We start from the raw sequence: 18,823 nt of genomic DNA, 5'->3' as shown, positions 1-18,823 counted from the left end.
CTCCCCGCATCTTGTCGACCATGCCCATCGCGCGTACATCCGGCTGGTTGACCAAGGTCCCGGCGATCACCGCCACCTTCTGGGTGATCAAGGTGCTATCGACCACCATCGGCGAGACGTTCGCCGATTACCTGACCGTGAACGTGGGACTCGGCCCCGCCGTGACCGACGCCCTGATGATCGCGGTGCTCGGTGTCGCGCTCGTCATCCAGTTCCGGACGCGTAGGTACACACCATGGATCTACTGGCTCTGCGTCGTGCTGGTGAGCATCGTCGGAACGCAGATCACCGACTTCTTCACCGACACGCTCGGCGTCAGCCTCTATCTGAGCACTGCGGTGTTCGCGGTCGTCCTGGCCGTGGTCTTCGTCGTCTGGTATCGCCAGGAGCGCACCCTGGCGATCACGTCGATCGACACCCCGCGCCGCGAAGGCTTCTACTGGGGCGCGATCCTGACCACGTTCGCGCTCGGCACCGCCGCCGGTGACCTGGCCACCGAGGCGCTCAGCCTGGGCTTCCGCAACGGCACCCTGATCTTCGGCGGGCTGATCCTGCTCACCTGGCTCGCCGCCCGGGCCGGCGCAGGTCAGGTGCTGACATTCTGGATCGCGTACGTCCTGACCCGGCCCCTCGGTGCCTCACTCGGTGACCTGCTCACCCAGTCGAAGGACCTCGGCGGCCTCGATCTGGGCGCGAGCCGAACGAGTTTGCTGTTCTTCGTGGTCATCCTCGTCCTGGTCGGCCGGGAGCAGTTGCTGGCCAACCGGCATGGGGTGGTGGCCAAGGGTGACGGCCCGCTCGGCGGCCGGCGGCCGGACTACGCCTGGGCGGCGGGCGCCGTCGCCGCGGTCGCGATCGTCGGCCTGGGACTCGGCAACCTCGGCTCGAGCCAGAGCGAGGTCGCGGCGCTCACCATCCCCGACCAGCAGTCGCACCCCCATACCCGCCTGGGCGACCTCACCCGCTTCGCCGTGATCGCCACTGACGTGCAGACCATGGTCGGCAGGAACGATCTGGCCGGCGGCAAGGCGCGCGTCAAGGACCTGGAGGTGAGCTGGGACGACGCCGAGGCCGGGCTCAAGCCCCGCGATCCGGGCACGTGGCATCAGCTCGACGACGAGATCGACGCCGTGCTGACCGCCCTGCGCGCCGGCAACCCCAGCCAGGCCGACTGCGCGGCGGCGCTCAAGGCCCTCGTCGAGACCCTCAACGGCAGCTAACCCGACGAGTTCGAGACCAGGCCGCACTCGTAGCCGAAGATGACCGCCTGGACCCGGTCGCGCAGGTCGAGTTTGGTCAGGACCCGTCCGAGGTGGGTCTTGACGGTGCTCTCGGACAGGACGAGGGCGAGGGCGATCTCCGTGTTGGACAGGCCCCGGGTGACGAGGGTGAGCACCTCCCGCTCCCGCGCGGTGAGAACGGCGAGCCGTTCGCTGGCGACGGGCGGGGCCGGAGCCCGGGTCACGTAGTGGGCGATCAGGCGGCGAGTGACGCTCGGTGCGGCCACCGACTCGCCCGCGGCGACGATCCGCACCGCCGAGATCAGGTCGGCGGCGAGGGCGTCCTTGAGCAGGAACCCGCTGGCACCGGCGCGGAGGCCGGCGAGCACGTACTCGTCGAGGTCGAAGGTGGTCAGAATGATGACCTTGGCGGGGTGTTGGCCGGAGCGGATGCGGCGGGTGGTCTCGATGCCGTCGAGGCCGGGCATCCGCACATCCATCAGGACGACGTCGGGACGCGTACGTGCCACCGCGTCGAGTGCCCGGTGCCCGTCGGCGGCCTCGCCGACCACCTCGATGTCGTCGGTCTCGTCGAGGACGAGCCGGAAGCCCGTGCGGACCAGCGTCTGGTCGTCGACCAGCACCACCCTGATGGTCATGGCCGGGCCCCGACCGGAAGTGTCGCGCCGAGCCGGAATCCGCGATCCGGCGCCTGGCCGGTCTCCAGGGCGCCGCCCAGCACGGCGACCCGATCGGCGATGCCGCGCAGGCCGTTGCCGATGCCGTCGGCGCCGTCTGCCGGCCCCTGGCCGTCGTCGGTCACCTCCACCCGGAGGAACTCCGGATCGAACTCGAGCCGGATCCGCGCGCCGGCTTCGGGGCCCGCGTGCTTGAGGGTGTTGGTGAGGGCCTCCTGCACGATCCGGTAGGCGGAGAGATCGACCGCGGCCGGCACGACGTCGGGCACCCCCTCGATCTGCAGGTCGATGCGCATTCCCGCGGACCGCAACTGGTCGACGAGATCGGGTATCGCACCGATCCCCGGCAGCGGCGTGAGCCGGGCGTCTTCGGCCGCGTCGGTGCGTTCGGCCGCGAGCAGCCGGCGCATCTCGGACAACGACGACCGTCCCACGTCGATCACGTGCTGCAAAGCCGTGGCCGTGCGCTCCGGATGCCGGTCGAGCGCCGCGGCCGCGCCCTGCGCCTGCACGACCATGACCGACATGCCGTGCGCGACCACGTCGTGCAGTTCCCGCGTGATCCGGGTCCGCTCGGCCGCGACCGCCAGCGCGGCCCGCTGGCGTTCCTGCCGGGCCAGGTCGGCGGTGCGTTGTTCGACGGCGACCAGGTGAGCGCGACGGGTCCGGATGCCGTCACCGACGGCATAGGCCGCGACCAGCAGCAGCCACATCTCGAGGGCGTCCTGGCCCGTCTCGATGAGAGTGTCAACGGGGATTGCCGTGTGCGGGACCATCCGGGTCGTCTGCAGCACCTGTTTGGACTCTCTGTCGCCGTTCAGGGCATCGGCCAATTTCTGCTGCTCCTGTTTGGCGGCCACGACGGCTTTCTGACGGTGCGTGACATCGAGCCGGCTGCCCAGCATCGCGAGATAGGTCACGATCATGGCGAGGGCCAGCGCACCGAGCACGACACGCCGCTTGCGGCCCATGGCGGCCACCGTGTAGAGCACCAGCGGTAGCGCCAGGTCGAGTAGCTGGAACTTGGTCTGGAGCAGCAGATGACCCGCGGTCCCGGTCGCGGTGAGCACGAACGCGACGACGGCGCTGTGCCGCCTGATCGCCACGCCGACGAGCGCGAGCGCGGTGAGCACCCACCACACCTGGTCCTGCGGGAGGCCCGCGCGGATCAGAATGCCGGTCGAGTCGCCGGGCTTGCCCGGCGTGGCCAGAACCATGACGAAACCCGGGCCCAGGGTCACCGCCAACAGCGCCAGCGCGAGGGCGGCGTCTGCCAGCAGGTGGCGTGGCACGAACCTGGGCACGGCTCTCATCGTAGGAACGGCAGACGCGGATGCCGTCAGACCCAGGTACTACATCGGCGGCACGAGCGGAAACGGAAGCTGGAACCGTGGTCCGAAGAGTCCACCCGCGAGCGTCGCCACGCTGTGGACATGACGCGAACGAAGTCCCTCGTGCTCGTCCCGCTGTTGCTCGCGGCCGGCCTCGCCGGCTGCCAGGTCGGCGCCGCATCCGGCTCCGCCACACCGTCGGCCTCACCGTCAGTGAGCCGTCAGGAGTTGCTCGCCCTCGGCCAGGAATGGGTCCAGTGCATGCGCGGCAAGGGTTTGACGCGGATGCCGGACGCGCAGCTCACCGAGGACGGCTACCTCACCTTTCCGCCCGAGGGCGGCTACAACTGGAAGGAGGACGCCAGCAAACACCAGGACATCATCGAGGAATGCAAGTCGATCGAGGACCGGTATCCGCCGAACGCGTTCCGTCCGAAGGCGCAGCTCTCGGCCGACGACCTGCGCAAGCTGCGGGAGTACGCCGAGTGCGTGCGCACGCACGGCATTCCGGCCTGGCCGGACCCGAGCTCCGACGGTTCCTTCAAACTCGACGGCACCCCGCTGGCCAACGGCGTACCCCAGGATCTGATGGACAAGGCGACCGAAGCCTGCCGCAGCATCTGGAGCGGCAAGATCGCCATCAACGGTGGCCCCGGCGGAGGCAAGAAATGAGCCGGCGGCGCCGGGCCGGTGCCGTCGTCGCGATCGCCGTGGCCGCGCCGCTCGCCGCGGGGGTGGTCTACGCGGCCCGGTCCGAGCCGACATCGGCCAGCACGCCCACGACCGGGATACCCACCGGCACCGCCGCGGTGACCCGGGGAACGCTGACCCAGAGCATCCAGATCGACGGCGCGCTCGCCTACGCGGGCACGTACGCGGTCGGCTACCAGGGCACCCCCGGCGTGCTCACCGCCAGCTCCCAGCCAGGCAAGACGATCGCCCGCGGCGGCATCCTCTTCCGGGTGTCGGACGCGCCGGTGCGGCTGCTGCTCGGCGCGGTCCCGGTCTACCGCGACTTCGGCCCCGGCATGACCGACGGCCCGGACGTACGCCAACTCGAAGTGAACCTCGTCGCCCTGGGTTTCGACCCGCACCACCGGATGACGGTGGACCGGCACTTCAGCGCGGCCACCGCCGCGGCGATCAGGCGTTGGGAGGGATCCTGGGGCCGCCGGTCCTACGAGCGGACCGGGCGACTGAGCCAGGGCCAGATCGTCTTCCTGGCCGCGCCGCTGCGGGTCACGGCGCTCCAGGTGCAGATCGGCACCGCCGTCGCGCCGGGAGCCACCGTCCTCACCGGCACCTCGACGAACCGCGCCGTGATCGCCCAGCTCGACTCGGGCGCCCGCGGCGAGGTCAGCGTCGGGGACGAGGTCACGGTCTCCCTTCCGGACACCGACCCGATCCCCGGCCGGGTGACCGCGATCGGCCAGGCGGCAACGGCTCCGGCCGCCGCCGAGGAGTCCAACGGCCAGTCGAACCCGAACGCCGCGACCGTCCCGGTCACCATCACCGTCCGCCTGCCACGCGGATTCACCCTCGACGAGGCTCCGGCCACGGTCGACATCACCACGAGCTCTCAGCGTGACGTGCTGCTCCTGCCGATCGCCGCGCTGCTCGCCCGCCCGGGCGGCGGCTACCAGGTCCGCCTGGCCGGCGGCGGTGCGACAGCCGTCGAGCCGGGCCGCTTCGACGAGGCCAGCGGACAGGTCGAGATCGTCGAGGGCCTCGTCGAGGGCCAGACGGTGGAGGTGCCGGCGTCATGACCGCGGTCCTCGAGCTCGTCGACGTCTGGAAGGTCTACCCCGGCCCACCGCCGGTCGAGTCGCTGCGCGGCGTCACGTTCGCCGTCCGCAGCGGCGAGCTGGTCGCGGTGCTCGGCCCGTCCGGCTCCGGCAAGACCACGCTGCTGAACCTCGCCGCGGGCCTGGACCGCCCGTCCGGCGGTTCGGTGCGGATCGCCGGCAGCCCGGTCGAGAAACTGCGTGACCGGCAGCTCTCGGGCGTCCGCGCCCACCGGCTCGGCGTGGTCTTCCAGCAGTTCGTCCTGCTGGAGCGCCTCAGCGCCGTCGAGAACGTGGCGACCGGGCTGCTCTACCGGGGCGTGGCCGGTCGCGAGCGGCGCAAGGCGGCCCGGGCCGCCCTCGAACGGGTCGGCCTCGCGCACCGCGCCGATTTTCCGGCCGCGCATCTGTCCGGTGGGGAACGGCAGCGGGTGGCCATCGCCCGGGCGCTGGTGGGCCGGCCCGCCGTGGTGCTGGCCGACGAGCCGACGGGCAACCTCGACTCGGTCACCGGCGACGGCGTGGTGGGCCTGCTCCAGGAGCTCAACGCCGACGGGGTCACCATCGTGGTGATCACCCACGACGAGCGGATCGCCACGACCATGAGCCGCCGCGTCGAACTGCGCGACGGCCTGGTCGTCCTGGACACGGGGGAGACGTCGTGAGATCACGGCTGCGGCTGGCCGACCTGTTGCCGGTCAGCACGGTGGGCCTGCGGTCCCGACCCGGCCGGGCCGTGCTCTCCGTCCTCGGCGTCGCCATCGGAATCGCCGCCATGGTCGCGGTGCTCGGCGTGACCCAATCCAGCCAGGCCGACGTGCTCGCCGAGATCGACCGCGTCGGCACCAACCTGCTCACGGTCGCCACCGGCAAGACGACCGGCGGCGACGAGGCCGAGTTGCCGCCGACCGCGGGACCGGGGGTGGCACGCACCGACGGTGTGCTCTCCGCCGCCGCGACGGCGACGCTGCCCGTGCGGGTCTACCGCACCGACCGCGTGCCGAGCGGCCGCACCGGCGGGCTGTCCGTGCGGGTCGCCGATCCCGCCCTGCTCACCACCCTCGACGGCAGCCTGCTGGCCGGCCGGTTCCTGGATCCGGCGGTGAGCGGCTATCCGGCCGTCGTGCTCGGCAACTACGCCGCGAAGGTGCTCGGTATCGCCGAGGTCGACGACCGACCGCAGGTCTACCTCGGCGAGCACTGGTTCACCGTGATCGGGGTGCTGGCGCCGGTGGACCTGGCTCCCGAGCTCGACACCGCGGCCTTCATCGGCGCCGCCGTGGCGGCAACTGAGTTCGGCTACGAGGGCAGTCCGACGCGAATCTTCGTGCGGGCCCAGACCGACCGTACCGACGAGGTGGCTGGTCTACTGGCCCGTGCGGCGAACCCGGCGCACCCGGAGGAGGTCGCGGTGAGCCGACCGTCGGAAGCGCTCACCGCGCGGTTGGCGGTCACCGACGGCACCACCGTCCTCATGCTCGGTCTCGGCGCCGTGGCACTGCTGGTCGGTGGCATCGGCATCGCCAACGTGCTGGTCATCTCGGTGCTCGAACGGCGGGGCGAGATCGGCCTGCGGCGTGCTCTCGGCGCCACCCGCGGGCATGTCGGTGCCCAGTTCCTGGTGGAGTCGCTGCTGTTGGGCGCGGCCGGGGGAGTGGTGGGCATCATGTTGGGCACGGTGGTCACCTTCGGCATGGCGGCTACGCGCGGATGGCAGACCCTGGTGCCGGCGTACGCCATCGGTGCGGGTTTCCTCGCTGCTCTGCTCATCGGTGGGTGCGCCGGGTTGTATCCGGCCCTGCGCGCGGCCCGCCTTTCCCCGACCGACGCCCTGCGAACGCTGTGAGGGCGCCGGGTCAGCCCGCGCTGAGGTTGGTCCGGCGGACGATGAGCCAGACCGCGAGGATCGCCGCGGCGGCGAGCCCCAGGTAGCCGGCGCCGACGATGAGGTGGAACTCGGGGATCCGGCTGCCCGGCTGGTATTCGATGTATTGCTGGAGATGGTGGTCGGCGAAACAGGAGAGCGTCGTGCCGGTGCCGGTGCCGTTGTCGGGTGGGCAGAGGCGTTCGAGTGCGGCGCTGGTGAGTGGGTGCCGGGAGGCGTCGTAGAGGTGCGACGGTTGGTCGCCGCTGCCGAAGGTGATGAGGCCGCCTCTGACGACGAGGGCGTCCTTGTCGAGCACCCGGTCGTCGGGCCCGCTGAATTGCCGATAGAAGGACAGCGGCTTCATGAGCGTGGGGTAGCGGTATTGCACGAGGAGCATCAGGCCGATGAAGCCGGCGACGACGGCGAACACGGCCGGGAGCGTGCGGCGGATGACGGCGCCGAGTGCGACGCCGATCGCGAACCAGCAGACGCTGATCACGAGGGGGAGCATCGCCGTGTTGATGAACCTCTCGTGCTGGAACAGGGTTCCGATCGAGACCCTGGCCAACGCGTGTTCCATGTGGTCGCTGGTGGCGGCGACGGCCGCGGTCACGACGGCCACGAACAGGCCGAGCAGGCTCAGTTTGGCCCACAGCCAGCGGGCGGGGGAGACGTCCTGACTCCAGGCGAGCAGCAGGGTTCGCTGCTCGTGCTCCCGGGACAGCAGGGGGACGCCGATGAACACGCCGATCAGCAGCGGCATGTATTGCACCAACCGCGACAGATAGGAGTAGCTCCGGATCAGGATGGAACTCCCGGCGAGTCGGTTGCTCTGCGGGGAATGGTCCGGGCACATCGCGTTGTGGCACTGGTGGTAGATGTTCGTGAACTCGATGGACAGGTAGGTCATCCAGCCGACCAGGACGGCGGCCAGGATGAGCGTCCCGATGATGGCCCAGCGGTGTTGGCGCCAGGTCAGCCAGAGCAGGCCCCGGAAGCCACCACCCGGCGTCTGGGCGTCGTCGTCGAGGTCGGTGGCCGGCTGCGGTCGGGTGATCGCGGTCATGCCGCTGCCTCCAGGTTCCGGTGTGTCTTGGCCGCAGCCTTGAGGTGGATCAGGATCAGCTCGTCGAGGGCGATGGGTTGGGCGCTCCAGCCGGGCGCGACGACCGCCGGTGCGGCCACACCGGAGGGCCGCCGGACGACGAACGTGGACTGCCGGTCGGTGTGCTGCGCTTGGACGATCGCGCCGGGGCCCGGTGGCAGGTCGGCGCGGGGGCCGACGAGCCGCAGGTGGCTTTCGAGCAGTTCCTCGACATCGCCGGTCAGCACGGGCCGGCCCGCGTCGAGCAACAGAAGGTGGTCACCGACGCCACTGAGCTCGGCCACGATGTGGGTCGAGAGCATCACCGTCATCCCGGTGTCGGCGGCCTCGGCCATCAGCTCGCCGGTCACCTCGGTGCGGGCCACCGGGTCGAGGTTGGCGAGCGGTTCGTCGAGCAGCAGCACGTCGGGGCGGGAGCCCAGCGCGACCGCGAGCGCGACCTGGGCACGTTGGCCACCGGAAAGCTTCCCACAGCGGCGATTCAGGGGTACGTCGAATCGCTCCAACCAGGACAGTGCCCGCCGCTGGTCCCACACCCGGTTGGTGGACCGGCCGAAGTGGAGCATGTCGGTGACGCTGAAGTCGCGGTAGAGCGGCTTGTCCTGGGCCAGGATCGCCACCCGGTCGCCGGTGCCGGCGGCGCCCTTGACCACCGGGCGGTCGTTGAGCAGCAGCGTGCCGGAGGTGGCCCGGAGCAGGCCGCTGACGATGCTCATCAGCGTCGACTTGCCCGCGCCGTTGGCACCGACCAGCGCGATGATGCGGTTGGCGGGTAGCTGGAGGTCGCAGTCGCGCAGTGCCCACACGTCGCCGTAGCGCTTGGTCAGGCCCCGTGCTTCGATGGCGAAGGTCATGCCGCCCCTCCCGCGGCCCTGGTCCTGCGCACCGAGTTTTCGACGATCACCGAGGCGAGCAGGGCCTGAACGTCTTCGTCTTCCAGACCTGCTTCGCGGGCCTGGTCGAGCCACCGGGCCAGGCTCGTGCGCAAGCGGGCCATGGCGTGGGGATCCGCGTTGCCGAGCGTGCCGCTGACGAACGTGCCCGCGCCCTGGCGCGCCTCCACCAGTCCCGACAGCTCCAGCTCCCGGTAGGCCTTGAGCACGGTGGTCGGGTTGACCGTGCAGGCGGTCACGACGCTGCGGACGGTCGGAAGCTGGTCGCCGGGCCGTAACGTCCCGAGCCGCAGCCCTTCACGAACCTGTCTAACGAGTTGGGCGTACGCGGGCACGCTGCTCGTCCGCTCGACATGAAAGTTGATCACTGCGCGGGCCTCTCCCCAGCCAACAAATTGTGTTGGTTAAGTAGAACACTCGCTAACACGCACAGCAAGACCTCAGTGAAGATCGCGCGGCCGGGTCAGGCCCAGGTCGTACGCGAAGATGACGGCTTGGATCCGGTCTCGGGCGCCGATCTTGGCGAGCACCCGGCCGACGTGCGTCTTGACGGTCGACTCGGAGAGCACCAGCCGTTCCGCGATCTCGCCATTGGTCCAGCCGCGGCCGATCGCGACCAGGATCTCGCGCTCGCGGTCGGTCAGCGCGGCGAGCCGCTGGTCGGTCGCCGAGCCGGTTGATGAGCCGCCGAGGTGCTGTCCGAACGCGTCCAGCAGCCGTCGGGTCAGGGCCGGCGCGATGATCGCGTCGCCCGCGGCGACGGCCCGGATGCCGGCGAAGAGCTCGTCCGGGTAGGCGTCCTTCAGGAGAAAGCCGCTGGCGCCCGCCCGCAGCGCGGCGTGCACGTACTCGTCGAGGTCGAACGTCGTGAGCATGAGGATGTGTGATCGGCCGCCGTCCGCGACGATCCGCCGGGTGGCCTCGATGCCGTCCAGGCCGGGCATCCGCACGTCCATCAACACGACGTCGGGGCGCAGCGCGGTGGTCTGGCGGACCGCCTCGACGCCGTTCTGGGCCTCGCCGACCACCTCGGTTTCGGCGTTGCTCTCCAGCAGCATCCGGAAGCCGAAGCGTTGCAGCGGCTGGTCGTCGGCGATCAGCACCGTGATCATGCAGGTTCCCGTCCCAGCTCGAGATCGGCGGTCACGGCCCAGCCAACACCGGAAGCCGGGCCGGCCGTGACGGTTCCGCCGTAAAGGCTGGCGCGCTCCCGCATGCCGATCAGGCCATGGCCTTCCCCAGCGGCGGGGACGGGCCGGTCGCCACCGGATCCGGTGTCGCGGACGCTGATCAGCAGCCGAGGGCCGTCGACGCGCAGCGCCAGGTGGATCCGGGTCCGCGGGCCAGCATGCTTGAGCGCGTTGGTCAGCGCTTCCTGCACGATGCGATAGGCGGCCAGTTGCACGCCCGCGTCGAGCGTGTCGAGCGCTCCGGCGCTCTGGTATTCGACGTCCGGCCCGGCGGCGCGGATCTGCCGGCACAACAGGTCCAGGTCGGCGATGCCCGGCTGGGGGCTGAGGTTGGGCCCGCCGGTCGGCTCGCGCAACACGCCGAGCATGCGGCGCAACTCAGCGAGCGACGTGCGGCTGGTGTCGCCGATCAGGCGGAGCGCCTCTTTGCTCCGTTCCGGCGCCGCGTCCGCCGCGTGTCCGCCGCCGTCGGCGAGCGTGATGATCACCGAGAGGCTGTGCCCGAGAATGTCGTGCATCTCGCGCGCGACCCGGGCTCGTTCGGTCGCCGTGGCGAGCCGGCTGCGTTGGTCGCGCTCGATCTCCAGTTGGACGGCCCGTTCCCGCAGGGCGGCCAACTGGGCGCGGCGGACGCGGATCGCGAAGCCCAAAGCGACCGCCGCCGTCCCGATGGTGATGACGAAGAACAGCACGTCCCAGACCCCAACAACGCCGGAGAGCCGCACCACCACCAGGACCACGGCCGCGGCCAATCCCGGCACGGCCCAGACCAGGCGGCGCAACTGGCCGTGCAGCACCAGGCTGTAGATCGCGACGAGCAGGGCGGCGTCCGCGCGCAGCACGATCCCCGCCGCCCATTCCGCCACGAAGGCCGCCAGCACGGTGAAGAACGCCGCCTCCGGGGCGCGGCGCCGCCACCACAGCGGCAGCACCAGGGCGGCCTGGAGCAGGAGCATCTGCGCCAGCGGGCGTTGGGTGAGCGTGATCGGCGCGTCCGATCGGCGGCCGTTGTCATGGAGCAGGCCAGGCAGGCAGAAGACCAGGAAGATCACCAGGACCACGAGGGTGTCCAGCGCCCATGGATGGCCGGCGTCCCACTGCCGCAGCCGACGCCCCGCGTCGAACATCCGGGCGACCACCGGATGCCCGACGAGGCCGCCGGCCGCACTGTCTTCGCTGCTCACGGGACCTATCCTCCGGCAACCACGGTGCGCTGGACGGCCGGGCCGTCAGGCGTCCGAGCGCATCAACCGGTAGGCGGCGCCGCCCAGAGCGAGAGCCGTCCACCCGAGCAGGACCAGCAGCCCGGCACCGGCCGACAGCGTCCCGGCGGAGTGGTGCAGAGCGAAGATCGACTCGCCGGCGTTGCTGGGCAGATAGGGCGTGAGGTCGGCCCGCCACGACTTCGGCAGCAGCGACATCAGCCCCGGCACCAGCAGGAAGGTGCCGACCAGGGCCGAGATCCCGCCCGCGGTCGAGCGCAGCAGCGTGCCGAGCGAGACGCCGATGACGCCGACCAGACCCAGATAGAGCCCGGCGCCGAGCAGGCCGCGCACGACGCCGCCGTCGGAGAGGTTCATCGCGACCGCCGTGCCGGACAGGACCCCACTGCTGATCAGGAAACCGATCAGTGCGCCGACCGTCCCGATGACGAACGCGAGCCCGCCATAGACGGCAGCCTTGGACCACAGCACCGGCAGGCGCCGCGGCACAGCCGCCAACGTCGATCGGATCATGCCCGACGAGTATTCGCCGGACGCGGTCAGCACGCCCAGCACGCCGAGCGCGATCAACGAGAACGGCACTCCGAACAGCGCCAGGCTGTAGGCCGTCGCGTCGGCGAAGTCCGGGTCCATCGGCTGCCCGGAGTTGACCACCGACTTGTAGCGCAGTGCGGCGATGGTGCCGAAGGCGCACAGGAAAAGCAGCCCGAGGCCGAGCGTGATCCACGTGGACCGCAGCGACCACAGCTTGGCCCACTCCGAGCGCAGCACCCGCCGCCCGGTCACCTTCAGGTGGGATCCGGTGTGCCGCGCGGGGACGGCTCGCTTCTCGATCGTGATCGTCATGCTGCCCTCACAGGTGTGCTCGACGCGTGGTATTCGACGGACTCCCTGGTGAGGTCCATGAATGCCTCCTCGAGGGAGACGGTCTTGGCCGTGAGCTCGAACAGGGCCAGGCCGTGCGCGGCCGCCTTGAGCCCGATCTCCCGCGCCGACAGGCCGGTGACGCTCAACTGCTCCGACCCGGGGTGCCCGGAGACCTCGACACCCGGCCCGGCCAGCACCTGGCGCAGTTGGGCCGGGTCGGCGGCGGCGACCACGACGGTGTCGCCACCCGCGTGCGTCACCAGTTCCCGCACGGTGGTGTCGGCGAGGACCCGGCCCCGCCCCACGACGATCAGATGGTCGGCGACCAGTGCCATCTCGCTCATCAGGTGCGACGAGACGAAGACGGTCCGGCCCTCGGCGGCCAGCGCGGTGAGCAGGTTGCGGATCCAGAGCACGCCCTCCGGGTCGAGCCCGTTGACCGGCTCGTCCAACATGACCGTCTGCGGGTCGCCGAGCAGTGCGGCGGCGATGCCCAGACGCTGGCCCATACCCAGCGAGAAGGCTCCGGCCCGCCGGCCGGCCACCGACTGCAACCCGGTCAGGTCGATCACTTCGGTCACCCGGGCCCGGGAGATGCCATGGGTGTACGCGAGGGCCATCAGATGGTTGAACGCCGAGCGCCCGGGGTGGATCGATCGCGCCTCGAGCAGCGCCCCGACCTCGTGCAAGGGCGCGGAATGCCGGGCGTACCGGCGGCCGTTGACGGTCACCGCTCCGGACGTCGGCGCGTCCAGCCCGATGATCATGCGCATGGTGGTGGACTTGCCCGCGCCGTTGGGGCCCAGGAAGCCGGTCACCACGCCCGGTCGAACAGTGAAGGTCAATCCGTCGACGGCGGTCTTGTCGCCGTACCGCTTGGTCAGCCCACGCGCTTCGATCATCGCTTCCCCTGACATCCCGTGCGCCGACGACGTCGGCGTTCCAGCTCGAACGCTAGGGCCGGGCCGGAGGCGATCCGTGGTACCGCGGTCCGATCTTCGATCGGGGCGGTAGTACCGCGGTACGACATGGCATTCCAGGTCATCGATGAGCCGCCGGGTAGGCGGTCGGGACGCAGGGGGTGGCCCAGGTCGAGCGGACCGTCGGGCGGCGGCAGGTGTAGGTGAGGGCCGGCGGCAGGTTGCGCCACACCGAGGCGCTCGCGATCACCTCGTCGAACGTGTCGTGCAGCAGGCGGCGCAGGCCGCGGGCGCCGGCGAGCGGCAGCGCGTGCAGGTAGGCGAAGGTCGCGAACCCGGCGCCCGGTGCGAGCACGTGGGCGACCGCCGTCATGATCCGCTGTTGTGCCGCGGCCGGGAAGAGCGACCACGGCAGGCCGCTGACCACGGCGTCGACCCGGTCGACACCGCGCTCGCTCAGGATCGCCCGCAGGTCGGCGGCGTCACCGACGACCACCTCGAGGTCGGGCCGCCGCCCTTGTAGCCGTGTCGCCAGCGACGGGTCGATTTCGATCGCGAGGTGGCGGGAGCCCGGCACGAGCCGCTCTCCGATGGCGTCGCTGACGGTCCCGGTGCCGGCACCCAGTTCCACGACGGTCGAAACGTGCGTACGCGGCACGATCTGGGCCAGCCGGCGGCACAGTTGCGGTGCGCTCGGGGCGATCGCCCCGACGGAATGGGGGCGGCGGGCCGCGGCATCGAGGAAGACCCGCAGGTCAGCTGGTGTGGTCACGCCGACCAGCGTCTGCGGCCCGCGGCGCCGTGAGGTCGGCCACGAAGCCCGTCCCGCCGGCCGGCAGCAGGAGCGGCCTCCTGCCGAAGGAGGAACCGCGTACCCAGAATGGCGATCTAGGGTCGACGGGTGTCACCACCCACCCGGTCGCGCAGCGCGTTCCTGCTGCGCCTCGTCCCGACCGCCCTGGCCGTGTTCTACCTGCCGCTGGCCGACCAGCCCGGCAACCCGGTCGACGGCTGGGCATGGGCGTTCGCGCTGGGCGCCGCCGCCCTGTTCGCGTTCGGTCGCCGGATCCCGCTGACGATGGTGCTCTGCCTCTCGGGCCTTCTGGTGATCACTGACCGGATCGGCACCCACGCCGACGTGGTGGTCATCCTGGCGACCTTCGCGGCGTTGATCGACCTGGCGTTGCACCGCGACCGCCGCTGGATCGCCGCCGGCGTGCTCGCCGCCGCCGTCGGCCTGTTCGTCAACTTCGTCGATGTGCCGCTGGCACCGCTCCAGCCGCCGTTCTTCTTCGTCGTCACCGGCGTGATCGCCAGCCTGCTCGGCGCACCGATCCTGCTGGGTCTGCACCTGAAGGCGGCCCGGCTGGCCACCGCGGAGGCCCAACAGCGCGCGGTCGAGCTCGAACAACGGCGAGAATCCGAGAAAGCGATGGTACGAGCCACCGAACGCACCGCCATCGCCCGCGAACTGCACGACATCGTGGTCCACCACGTCGCGTCGATCGTGCTGCGCGTCGGCGTGGCCCGCCACCTCGACCCGGACGCCGACCCGGAAACGGCGGCGGCCCTCGACGACGTGCACGCGACCGGCACCGCCGCCCTGGCCGACCTGCGCCGGCTGGTCGCCGTGCTGCGCGACCCCGCGACGCTCGACGAGGAGGCGCACGCGCCGTTGCTGCTCGACCCGGCCGACCTGCCCGACCTGTTGCACCAGGCGGTCGCCCGCAGCCGCAACGCCGGCCTGTCCCTCGACGCGTCGGTTGACCCGGGGGTCGCCGGCCTCGACGCGGTGCGCGGCCTGGCCCTGCTGCGGGTCGTTCAGGAAGGGCTGACCAACGTGCTCAAGCACGCGGGCCCGCACGCGAGCGCGACGGTTACGGTGGCGGCGACGGCCGACGGCGCCGTGCGGATCGACATCTTTGACGACGGCACCGCGGCTAAGCGGCATCCGCCTACCGGTGGGCATGGCCTGCTCGGCCTGCGCGAGCGGATCCACCTGCTGGGCGGGGAGTTCGAGGCGGGTCCCGGCCTGGGTCTGGCGGGCTGGCGGATCCAAGCGGTCCTGCCGGTGACGGCGATGGCGGCGGGCCCGGCGTGAGCATCCGGCTCCTGCTCGTCGACGACCAGCGGTTGGTGCGGGCGGGTCTGCGCGCGCTGTGCGCCGCCGAGCCCGACATCGAGATCGTCGGCGAGGCGGTCGACGGGCGCGACGCGGTGCGCCTGGCCGAGCGGCTCGTGCCCGACGTCATCCTGATGGACCTGCGCATGCCGAGGATGGACGGCATCGACGCGACGACGGCGATCCTCAAGGTGCGCCCCCAGGCCCGGATCACCGTGCTGACGACGTTCGACGACGACGACCACCTCTACCCGGCGCTGGCCGCCGGCGCCTGCGGTTTCCTGGTCAAGGACGCCACGCCGGAGGAGCTGCTCGACGGCATCCGGCGCGCGGCCCGCGACGAGAACCCGTTCAGCCCGACGGTGTTGCGGAGGCTGGTCACCCAGGCGATGTCGGCGCGTGCGGACCCGCGTACACCCGCTGAATTTCCGGAAATGCCTTTGACGGGGCGCGAACGCGACGTGCTGCGCCTGCTCGGCGCCGGTCTGTCCAATGCGGACATCGGCGAGCGGTTGCACCTTGGGGTCACGACGGTCAAGACCCACGTGGGCAACCTGATGAGCAAGACGGGCTACGGCAACCGGGTCCAGCTCGCCGTGTTCGCCGTCCGCGCCGGCCTCACCGACGAGCCCTAGCCCGCCCGAGCCCAGCGAGAGCGAACAGCGGGCTGGCCGCGCAGGCGGCGTAGAGCACCATCAGGGGCAGACCCGGCCGGGCGCCCGGGGCGATGTCGGAGTTGAACGCGAGCGAGGGCTTGACGTGGTGCCAGCGCGTTATCTCCAGATACATCAGATACCAGGAGCCGGCCCACACCGCGCTGCCAGCCACGGGCACGAGCCACTTGGGGGAGCGCATCCCATCAGTGTGTCACCTTGGGATGGCGTTACTACGTCGCGCGTAGTACATTAGGCGATATAGCGCGGGACGGAGCAACGTATGAACGACGAACTGGGCCGTTGGGCCGAGCCGGGGCTGCTGGTGCTGACCAGCCTGGCCGACGGCGACAAGCACGGCTACGCCATCACCAACGACATCGCCGAACAGGTGGGTGTCAACCTCGGCCCCGGCACGCTGTATGCGGCGCTGGCCCGGTTGGAGGAGCGCGGCCTGATCGAGGGCCTGCCGGCCGAAGGGCGCCGCCGTCCCTACCGGCTGACCGCGGCCGGCGCGGCCGAACTGTCGGCACAGGCCGGCCGGATGCAGCGGCTGGCGACCTTGAGTCTGGGCCGGCTGCGGCTGGGCTCGGCGTGACCGGCGATCCGCGGCTGGTCCGCGCCCTGCTCGCGTGCTACCCGGCAGGCTGGCGCCAGCGCTACGGCGACGAATACGCCCAACTTCTCTGCGACCTGCGCATCCACCGCCGTCCACTCCTGATCGTCGACTCGCTGCGGGGTGCGCTGCGCGCCCAACTCAGCCACGGAGGCCCGCTGATGTCCACCCGTTCCCCGATGACCACCGCCGTGTGGGCCGCCGGTCTGTTCACCGTGGCGGGAATCGGGTTCCAGAAACTTACCGAAGATGGCACCGCTCCAACCTTGGTGATCGTCGCGGCGGCGATCGCGCTGCTTGCACTGGTCACCGCCGCGGCTCCGACGGCGGTGGCGTTGCTGCGCGGCCGGGATGCCGGCGCGTGGAAATACCTGGCCGTCCCAGTCGTCGGCGTCGCTGCCTGGTATGGCGTCGTGCGCCTGGCGCTGGCCATCTCGCACGGCCACGATGTGCACTCGGCGGCCACGGTCACCGGGTTCGCGCTCGTCGCGGTGGCCGGCGTCGCCGTGCTCGTAGCAACCGCCTGGGCGGCCAGCACCGTGCTGCGCCGGGTGCCGGCCGCTCAGCCGACCCACCTGCGGCCCGTGGCCCTGGCCCTGCTGGCCGCCGGTATGGCCGGCACGACCGTCGTCGCCCTGGTCTGGGGCCTGCGGGCGCCGGCCGGCGACCAGGGGATTCTGGCCACCCCGTTCGTCCCTAGCTGGATCACCACGGTGGTCCTGATGGCCGCCGCGACCGCCATCGCCACGGTCGCCAGCCGGCGTCAGTTCGCCGCCGCGCGCTGACGGCCCTCCGAGAAAGGTGCCCCATGTCCGCGCCAGCGGCGACGATCCAGGTCGATGACCTGTCCAAGCGGTACGGCCGTCATCGGGCCGTCGACCATTTCTCCTTCGCCGTCGAGGCGGGCCAGATCTGCGCCCTGCTCGGGCCGAACGGGGCCGGCAAGACCTCGACCATGCGGATGCTGGTCGGTCTGTCCACACCGGACGGCGGCGGCGTGCGCATCGCCGGTGACCCGGTGGGCCTCGGCGCGCCCGTGCTGCGCCGGGTCGGGGTGCTCATCGACGGCCCGGCGTTCATCCCGCACCTGACGGGCATGCGGAACTTGAAGTTGCTGTGGTCGGCCGCCCGGCGCACGTGGCCACCACCCGCGGTCGACGAGGCCCTGCACCTGGCCGGGCTGGGCGCGGCGATCGACCGCAAGGTCAAGAGCTACTCGATGGGCATGAAGCAGCGGCTCGTGCTGGCCCAGGCCCTGATGCGCGGGCCCGACGTGCTGGTCCTGGACGAACCGGCCAACGGCCTCGATCCGGCGGAGGTACGCGCTCTGCGTGAGCATCTGGCGGCCATGGCCAACGCCGGCGCCACCATCTTGATCTCCAGCCATCAGCTGGCCGAGGTGCAGCAGCTCGCCACGCACATCGTCGTCATGAATCGCGGACGCCTGGTCAGCTCGGGCCCGTTGGCCACCGTGCTCGCCAACCAGTCACTCGAGGACGCCTACCTCGCCATGACCGAAGGGCACGACCATGCTCGGCGTTGAGCTCACCACCCAGCTGATGCGGGTGCGGACCCTGATCGCGCTGGCGCTGCTGGCCGCCGTACCCGTGTTGGCCGGTCTGTCGTTCGCTTCCTCGGCCGGGCATCGAAACGGCACGCAGGGCGGTCTGTTCGGCGCGTCTCCCTACTCGGCGCTCAACCACACCATGGCCAGCCTGGAATTCATCGGGCCGCTCCTGCTGCCGATCGTCGTCGCACTGCTGGCGGCCGCCATCGCATCCGCCGACCGCGACTGGGGCGTCCTTCGCTACCTCTATGTCGCTCCGGTCACCCGGAGCCGGTTGCTGGCCGCGAAGCTCGCCGCCGTCGCGATCGCCACCACGGTCGCCCTGGCCTGCGTGCTGGCGGCCGGACTGATCACCGGGCTGGCCATCTTTGGCTGGCACCCGTTCCACCTGATCGGTGCTCCCAACCTGGGCGCCGGCGACGCCATCGCCCGCGTGTCCGCCGCGAGCGGCTACACGCTGCTGTGCATGCTCAGCATGGCCGCCATCGCCTTCACCCTCGGGCTGCTGTTGCCCCGCGGCGCCGAGGCGGTCGCCGCGGCCGTCGCGTTCGTCGTCGCCGCGAGCATCCTCAACGGCCAGCCGGCCCTGCACGCCGTCGCCGTCATTCTCCCGGTCCACTATTGGCAGAACTGGGTCGGCCTGCTCGAGTCTGACCACGCGACCGGCATGGGGACCGGAATTGTCGTCCAGATCGCCACTGTGGCCGTGTGTGCGACGGCGTGTCTGCTCGTGCTCCGCCGCCGCGATCCCGCGGCCTGAGCGGCCC

The 18,823-nt window shown here is 71.2% G+C and carries 22 protein-coding genes; 11 read left to right on the top strand and 11 right to left on the bottom strand.

Features of this window, described 5'->3' with window-relative positions; all coding sequences use genetic code 11:
• Positions 1-20: 20 nt before the first annotated feature.
• Positions 21-1,220 (top strand): COG4705 family protein, encoded by a 1,200-nt coding sequence (locus DFJ67_RS34335; protein WP_116072708.1) that lies wholly within the window; start codon positions 21-23, stop codon positions 1,218-1,220.
• Here DFJ67_RS34335 and DFJ67_RS34330 read toward each other — a convergent pair.
• Both DFJ67_RS34330 and DFJ67_RS34325 read right to left on the bottom strand, forming a co-directional pair.
• Positions 1,217-1,879: a response regulator gene (locus tag DFJ67_RS34330; protein ID WP_116072706.1), complete on the bottom strand. Its 663-nt coding sequence runs from the start codon at positions 1,877-1,879 to the stop codon at positions 1,217-1,219. The genes DFJ67_RS34335 and DFJ67_RS34330 overlap by 4 nt on opposite strands.
• Positions 1,876-3,222 (bottom strand): sensor histidine kinase, encoded by a 1,347-nt coding sequence (locus DFJ67_RS34325; RefSeq protein WP_170216105.1) that lies wholly within the window; start codon positions 3,220-3,222, stop codon positions 1,876-1,878. Before DFJ67_RS34325 ends, DFJ67_RS34330 begins: the two co-directional genes overlap by 4 nt.
• Before the next feature lie 129 nt (positions 3,223-3,351).
• On the opposite strand from DFJ67_RS34325, the gene DFJ67_RS34320 reads away from it, so the two are divergent.
• The 4 genes from DFJ67_RS34320 to DFJ67_RS34305 are packed head-to-tail and all read left to right on the top strand — an operon-like array spanning position 3,352 to position 6,879.
• A complete protein-coding gene (locus tag DFJ67_RS34320) occupies positions 3,352-3,921 on the top strand; it encodes a hypothetical protein (RefSeq protein ID WP_116072702.1) in 570 nt (189 codons plus the stop codon).
• Complete coding sequence (locus DFJ67_RS34315) at positions 3,918-5,015, top strand: HlyD family efflux transporter periplasmic adaptor subunit (RefSeq protein ID WP_116072700.1); 1,098 nt, start codon at positions 3,918-3,920, stop codon at positions 5,013-5,015. Before DFJ67_RS34320 ends, DFJ67_RS34315 begins: the two co-directional genes overlap by 4 nt.
• The gene (locus tag DFJ67_RS34310) at positions 5,012-5,698 is read left to right on the top strand and encodes an ABC transporter ATP-binding protein (protein ID WP_116072698.1); all 687 of its coding nucleotides are present in this window, start codon (positions 5,012-5,014) and stop codon (positions 5,696-5,698) included. The genes DFJ67_RS34315 and DFJ67_RS34310 overlap by 4 nt, the downstream gene beginning before the upstream one ends.
• Positions 5,695-6,879, top strand: a complete 1,185-nt coding sequence (locus tag DFJ67_RS34305; protein ID WP_116072696.1) for an ABC transporter permease — start codon at positions 5,695-5,697, stop codon at positions 6,877-6,879. Before DFJ67_RS34310 ends, DFJ67_RS34305 begins: the two co-directional genes overlap by 4 nt.
• A gap of 10 nt (positions 6,880-6,889) precedes the next feature.
• On the opposite strand, the gene DFJ67_RS34300 is transcribed toward DFJ67_RS34305, so the two are convergent.
• The 8 genes from DFJ67_RS34300 to DFJ67_RS34265 form a co-directional block, all read right to left on the bottom strand.
• On the bottom strand, positions 6,890-7,966 hold the full coding sequence (locus DFJ67_RS34300) for an ABC-2 membrane transporter-related protein (protein ID WP_116072694.1): 1,077 nt from the start codon (positions 7,964-7,966) through the stop codon (positions 6,890-6,892).
• Entirely contained in the window at positions 7,963-8,859 is an 897-nt protein-coding gene (locus DFJ67_RS34295) for an ABC transporter ATP-binding protein (protein WP_116072692.1), read from the bottom strand. Before DFJ67_RS34295 ends, DFJ67_RS34300 begins: the two co-directional genes overlap by 4 nt.
• Complete coding sequence (locus DFJ67_RS34290) at positions 8,856-9,266, bottom strand: GntR family transcriptional regulator (RefSeq protein WP_116072690.1); 411 nt, start codon at positions 9,264-9,266, stop codon at positions 8,856-8,858. Before DFJ67_RS34290 ends, DFJ67_RS34295 begins: the two co-directional genes overlap by 4 nt.
• A 72-nt stretch (positions 9,267-9,338) precedes the next feature.
• Complete coding sequence (locus DFJ67_RS34285) at positions 9,339-10,010, bottom strand: response regulator (protein WP_116072688.1); 672 nt, start codon at positions 10,008-10,010, stop codon at positions 9,339-9,341.
• Entirely contained in the window at positions 10,007-11,272 is a 1,266-nt protein-coding gene (locus DFJ67_RS34280; protein ID WP_203783369.1) for a sensor histidine kinase, read from the bottom strand. Before DFJ67_RS34280 ends, DFJ67_RS34285 begins: the two co-directional genes overlap by 4 nt.
• A 45-nt stretch (positions 11,273-11,317) precedes the next feature.
• Entirely contained in the window at positions 11,318-12,157 is an 840-nt protein-coding gene (locus tag DFJ67_RS34275) for an ABC-2 transporter permease (RefSeq protein ID WP_116072686.1), read from the bottom strand.
• Positions 12,154-13,080 carry an ABC transporter ATP-binding protein gene (locus tag DFJ67_RS34270; RefSeq protein WP_116072684.1) on the bottom strand — a complete coding sequence of 309 codons (927 nt, stop codon included), beginning with the start codon at positions 13,078-13,080 and terminating at the stop codon, positions 12,154-12,156. The genes DFJ67_RS34275 and DFJ67_RS34270 overlap by 4 nt, the downstream gene beginning before the upstream one ends.
• Positions 13,081-13,219: 139 nt before the next feature.
• On the bottom strand, positions 13,220-13,870 hold the full coding sequence (locus DFJ67_RS34265; protein WP_203783370.1) for a class I SAM-dependent methyltransferase: 651 nt from the start codon (positions 13,868-13,870) through the stop codon (positions 13,220-13,222).
• A gap of 129 nt (positions 13,871-13,999) precedes the next feature.
• Here DFJ67_RS34265 and DFJ67_RS34260 point away from each other — a divergent pair, with 129 nt between their 5' ends.
• Complete coding sequence (locus tag DFJ67_RS34260) at positions 14,000-15,199, top strand: sensor histidine kinase (RefSeq protein ID WP_116072679.1); 1,200 nt, start codon at positions 14,000-14,002, stop codon at positions 15,197-15,199.
• Positions 15,196-15,855, top strand: a complete 660-nt coding sequence (locus DFJ67_RS34255) for a response regulator (RefSeq protein ID WP_116072677.1) — start codon at positions 15,196-15,198, stop codon at positions 15,853-15,855. Before DFJ67_RS34260 ends, DFJ67_RS34255 begins: the two co-directional genes overlap by 4 nt.
• Here DFJ67_RS34255 and DFJ67_RS34250 read toward each other — a convergent pair.
• The gene (locus DFJ67_RS34250; protein ID WP_116072676.1) at positions 15,839-16,075 is read right to left on the bottom strand and encodes a hypothetical protein; all 237 of its coding nucleotides are present in this window, start codon (positions 16,073-16,075) and stop codon (positions 15,839-15,841) included. The genes DFJ67_RS34255 and DFJ67_RS34250 overlap by 17 nt on opposite strands.
• A gap of 81 nt (positions 16,076-16,156) precedes the next feature.
• Between DFJ67_RS34250 and DFJ67_RS34245 the strand changes: the two genes are divergently transcribed.
• From DFJ67_RS34245 to DFJ67_RS34230, 4 genes are read left to right on the top strand one after another with little or no spacing between them, the layout of a single operon-like run.
• A complete protein-coding gene (locus tag DFJ67_RS34245; protein WP_116072674.1) occupies positions 16,157-16,471 on the top strand; it encodes a PadR family transcriptional regulator in 315 nt (104 codons plus the stop codon).
• Positions 16,468-17,274, top strand: a complete 807-nt coding sequence (locus DFJ67_RS34240) for a hypothetical protein (protein WP_116072672.1) — start codon at positions 16,468-16,470, stop codon at positions 17,272-17,274. The genes DFJ67_RS34245 and DFJ67_RS34240 overlap by 4 nt, the downstream gene beginning before the upstream one ends.
• A 23-nt stretch (positions 17,275-17,297) precedes the next feature.
• A complete protein-coding gene (locus DFJ67_RS34235) occupies positions 17,298-18,032 on the top strand; it encodes an ABC transporter ATP-binding protein (protein ID WP_116072670.1) in 735 nt (244 codons plus the stop codon).
• Positions 18,019-18,816, top strand: a complete 798-nt coding sequence (locus DFJ67_RS34230; RefSeq protein ID WP_116072668.1) for a DUF2705 family protein — start codon at positions 18,019-18,021, stop codon at positions 18,814-18,816. Before DFJ67_RS34235 ends, DFJ67_RS34230 begins: the two co-directional genes overlap by 14 nt.
• Positions 18,817-18,823: the final 7 nt, after the last annotated feature.

This window comes from Asanoa ferruginea, assembly GCF_003387075.1.
Classification (GTDB): Bacteria; Actinomycetota; Actinomycetes; order Mycobacteriales; family Micromonosporaceae; genus Asanoa; species Asanoa ferruginea.
This window is presented reverse-complemented; position numbering and strand designations above follow the sequence as displayed.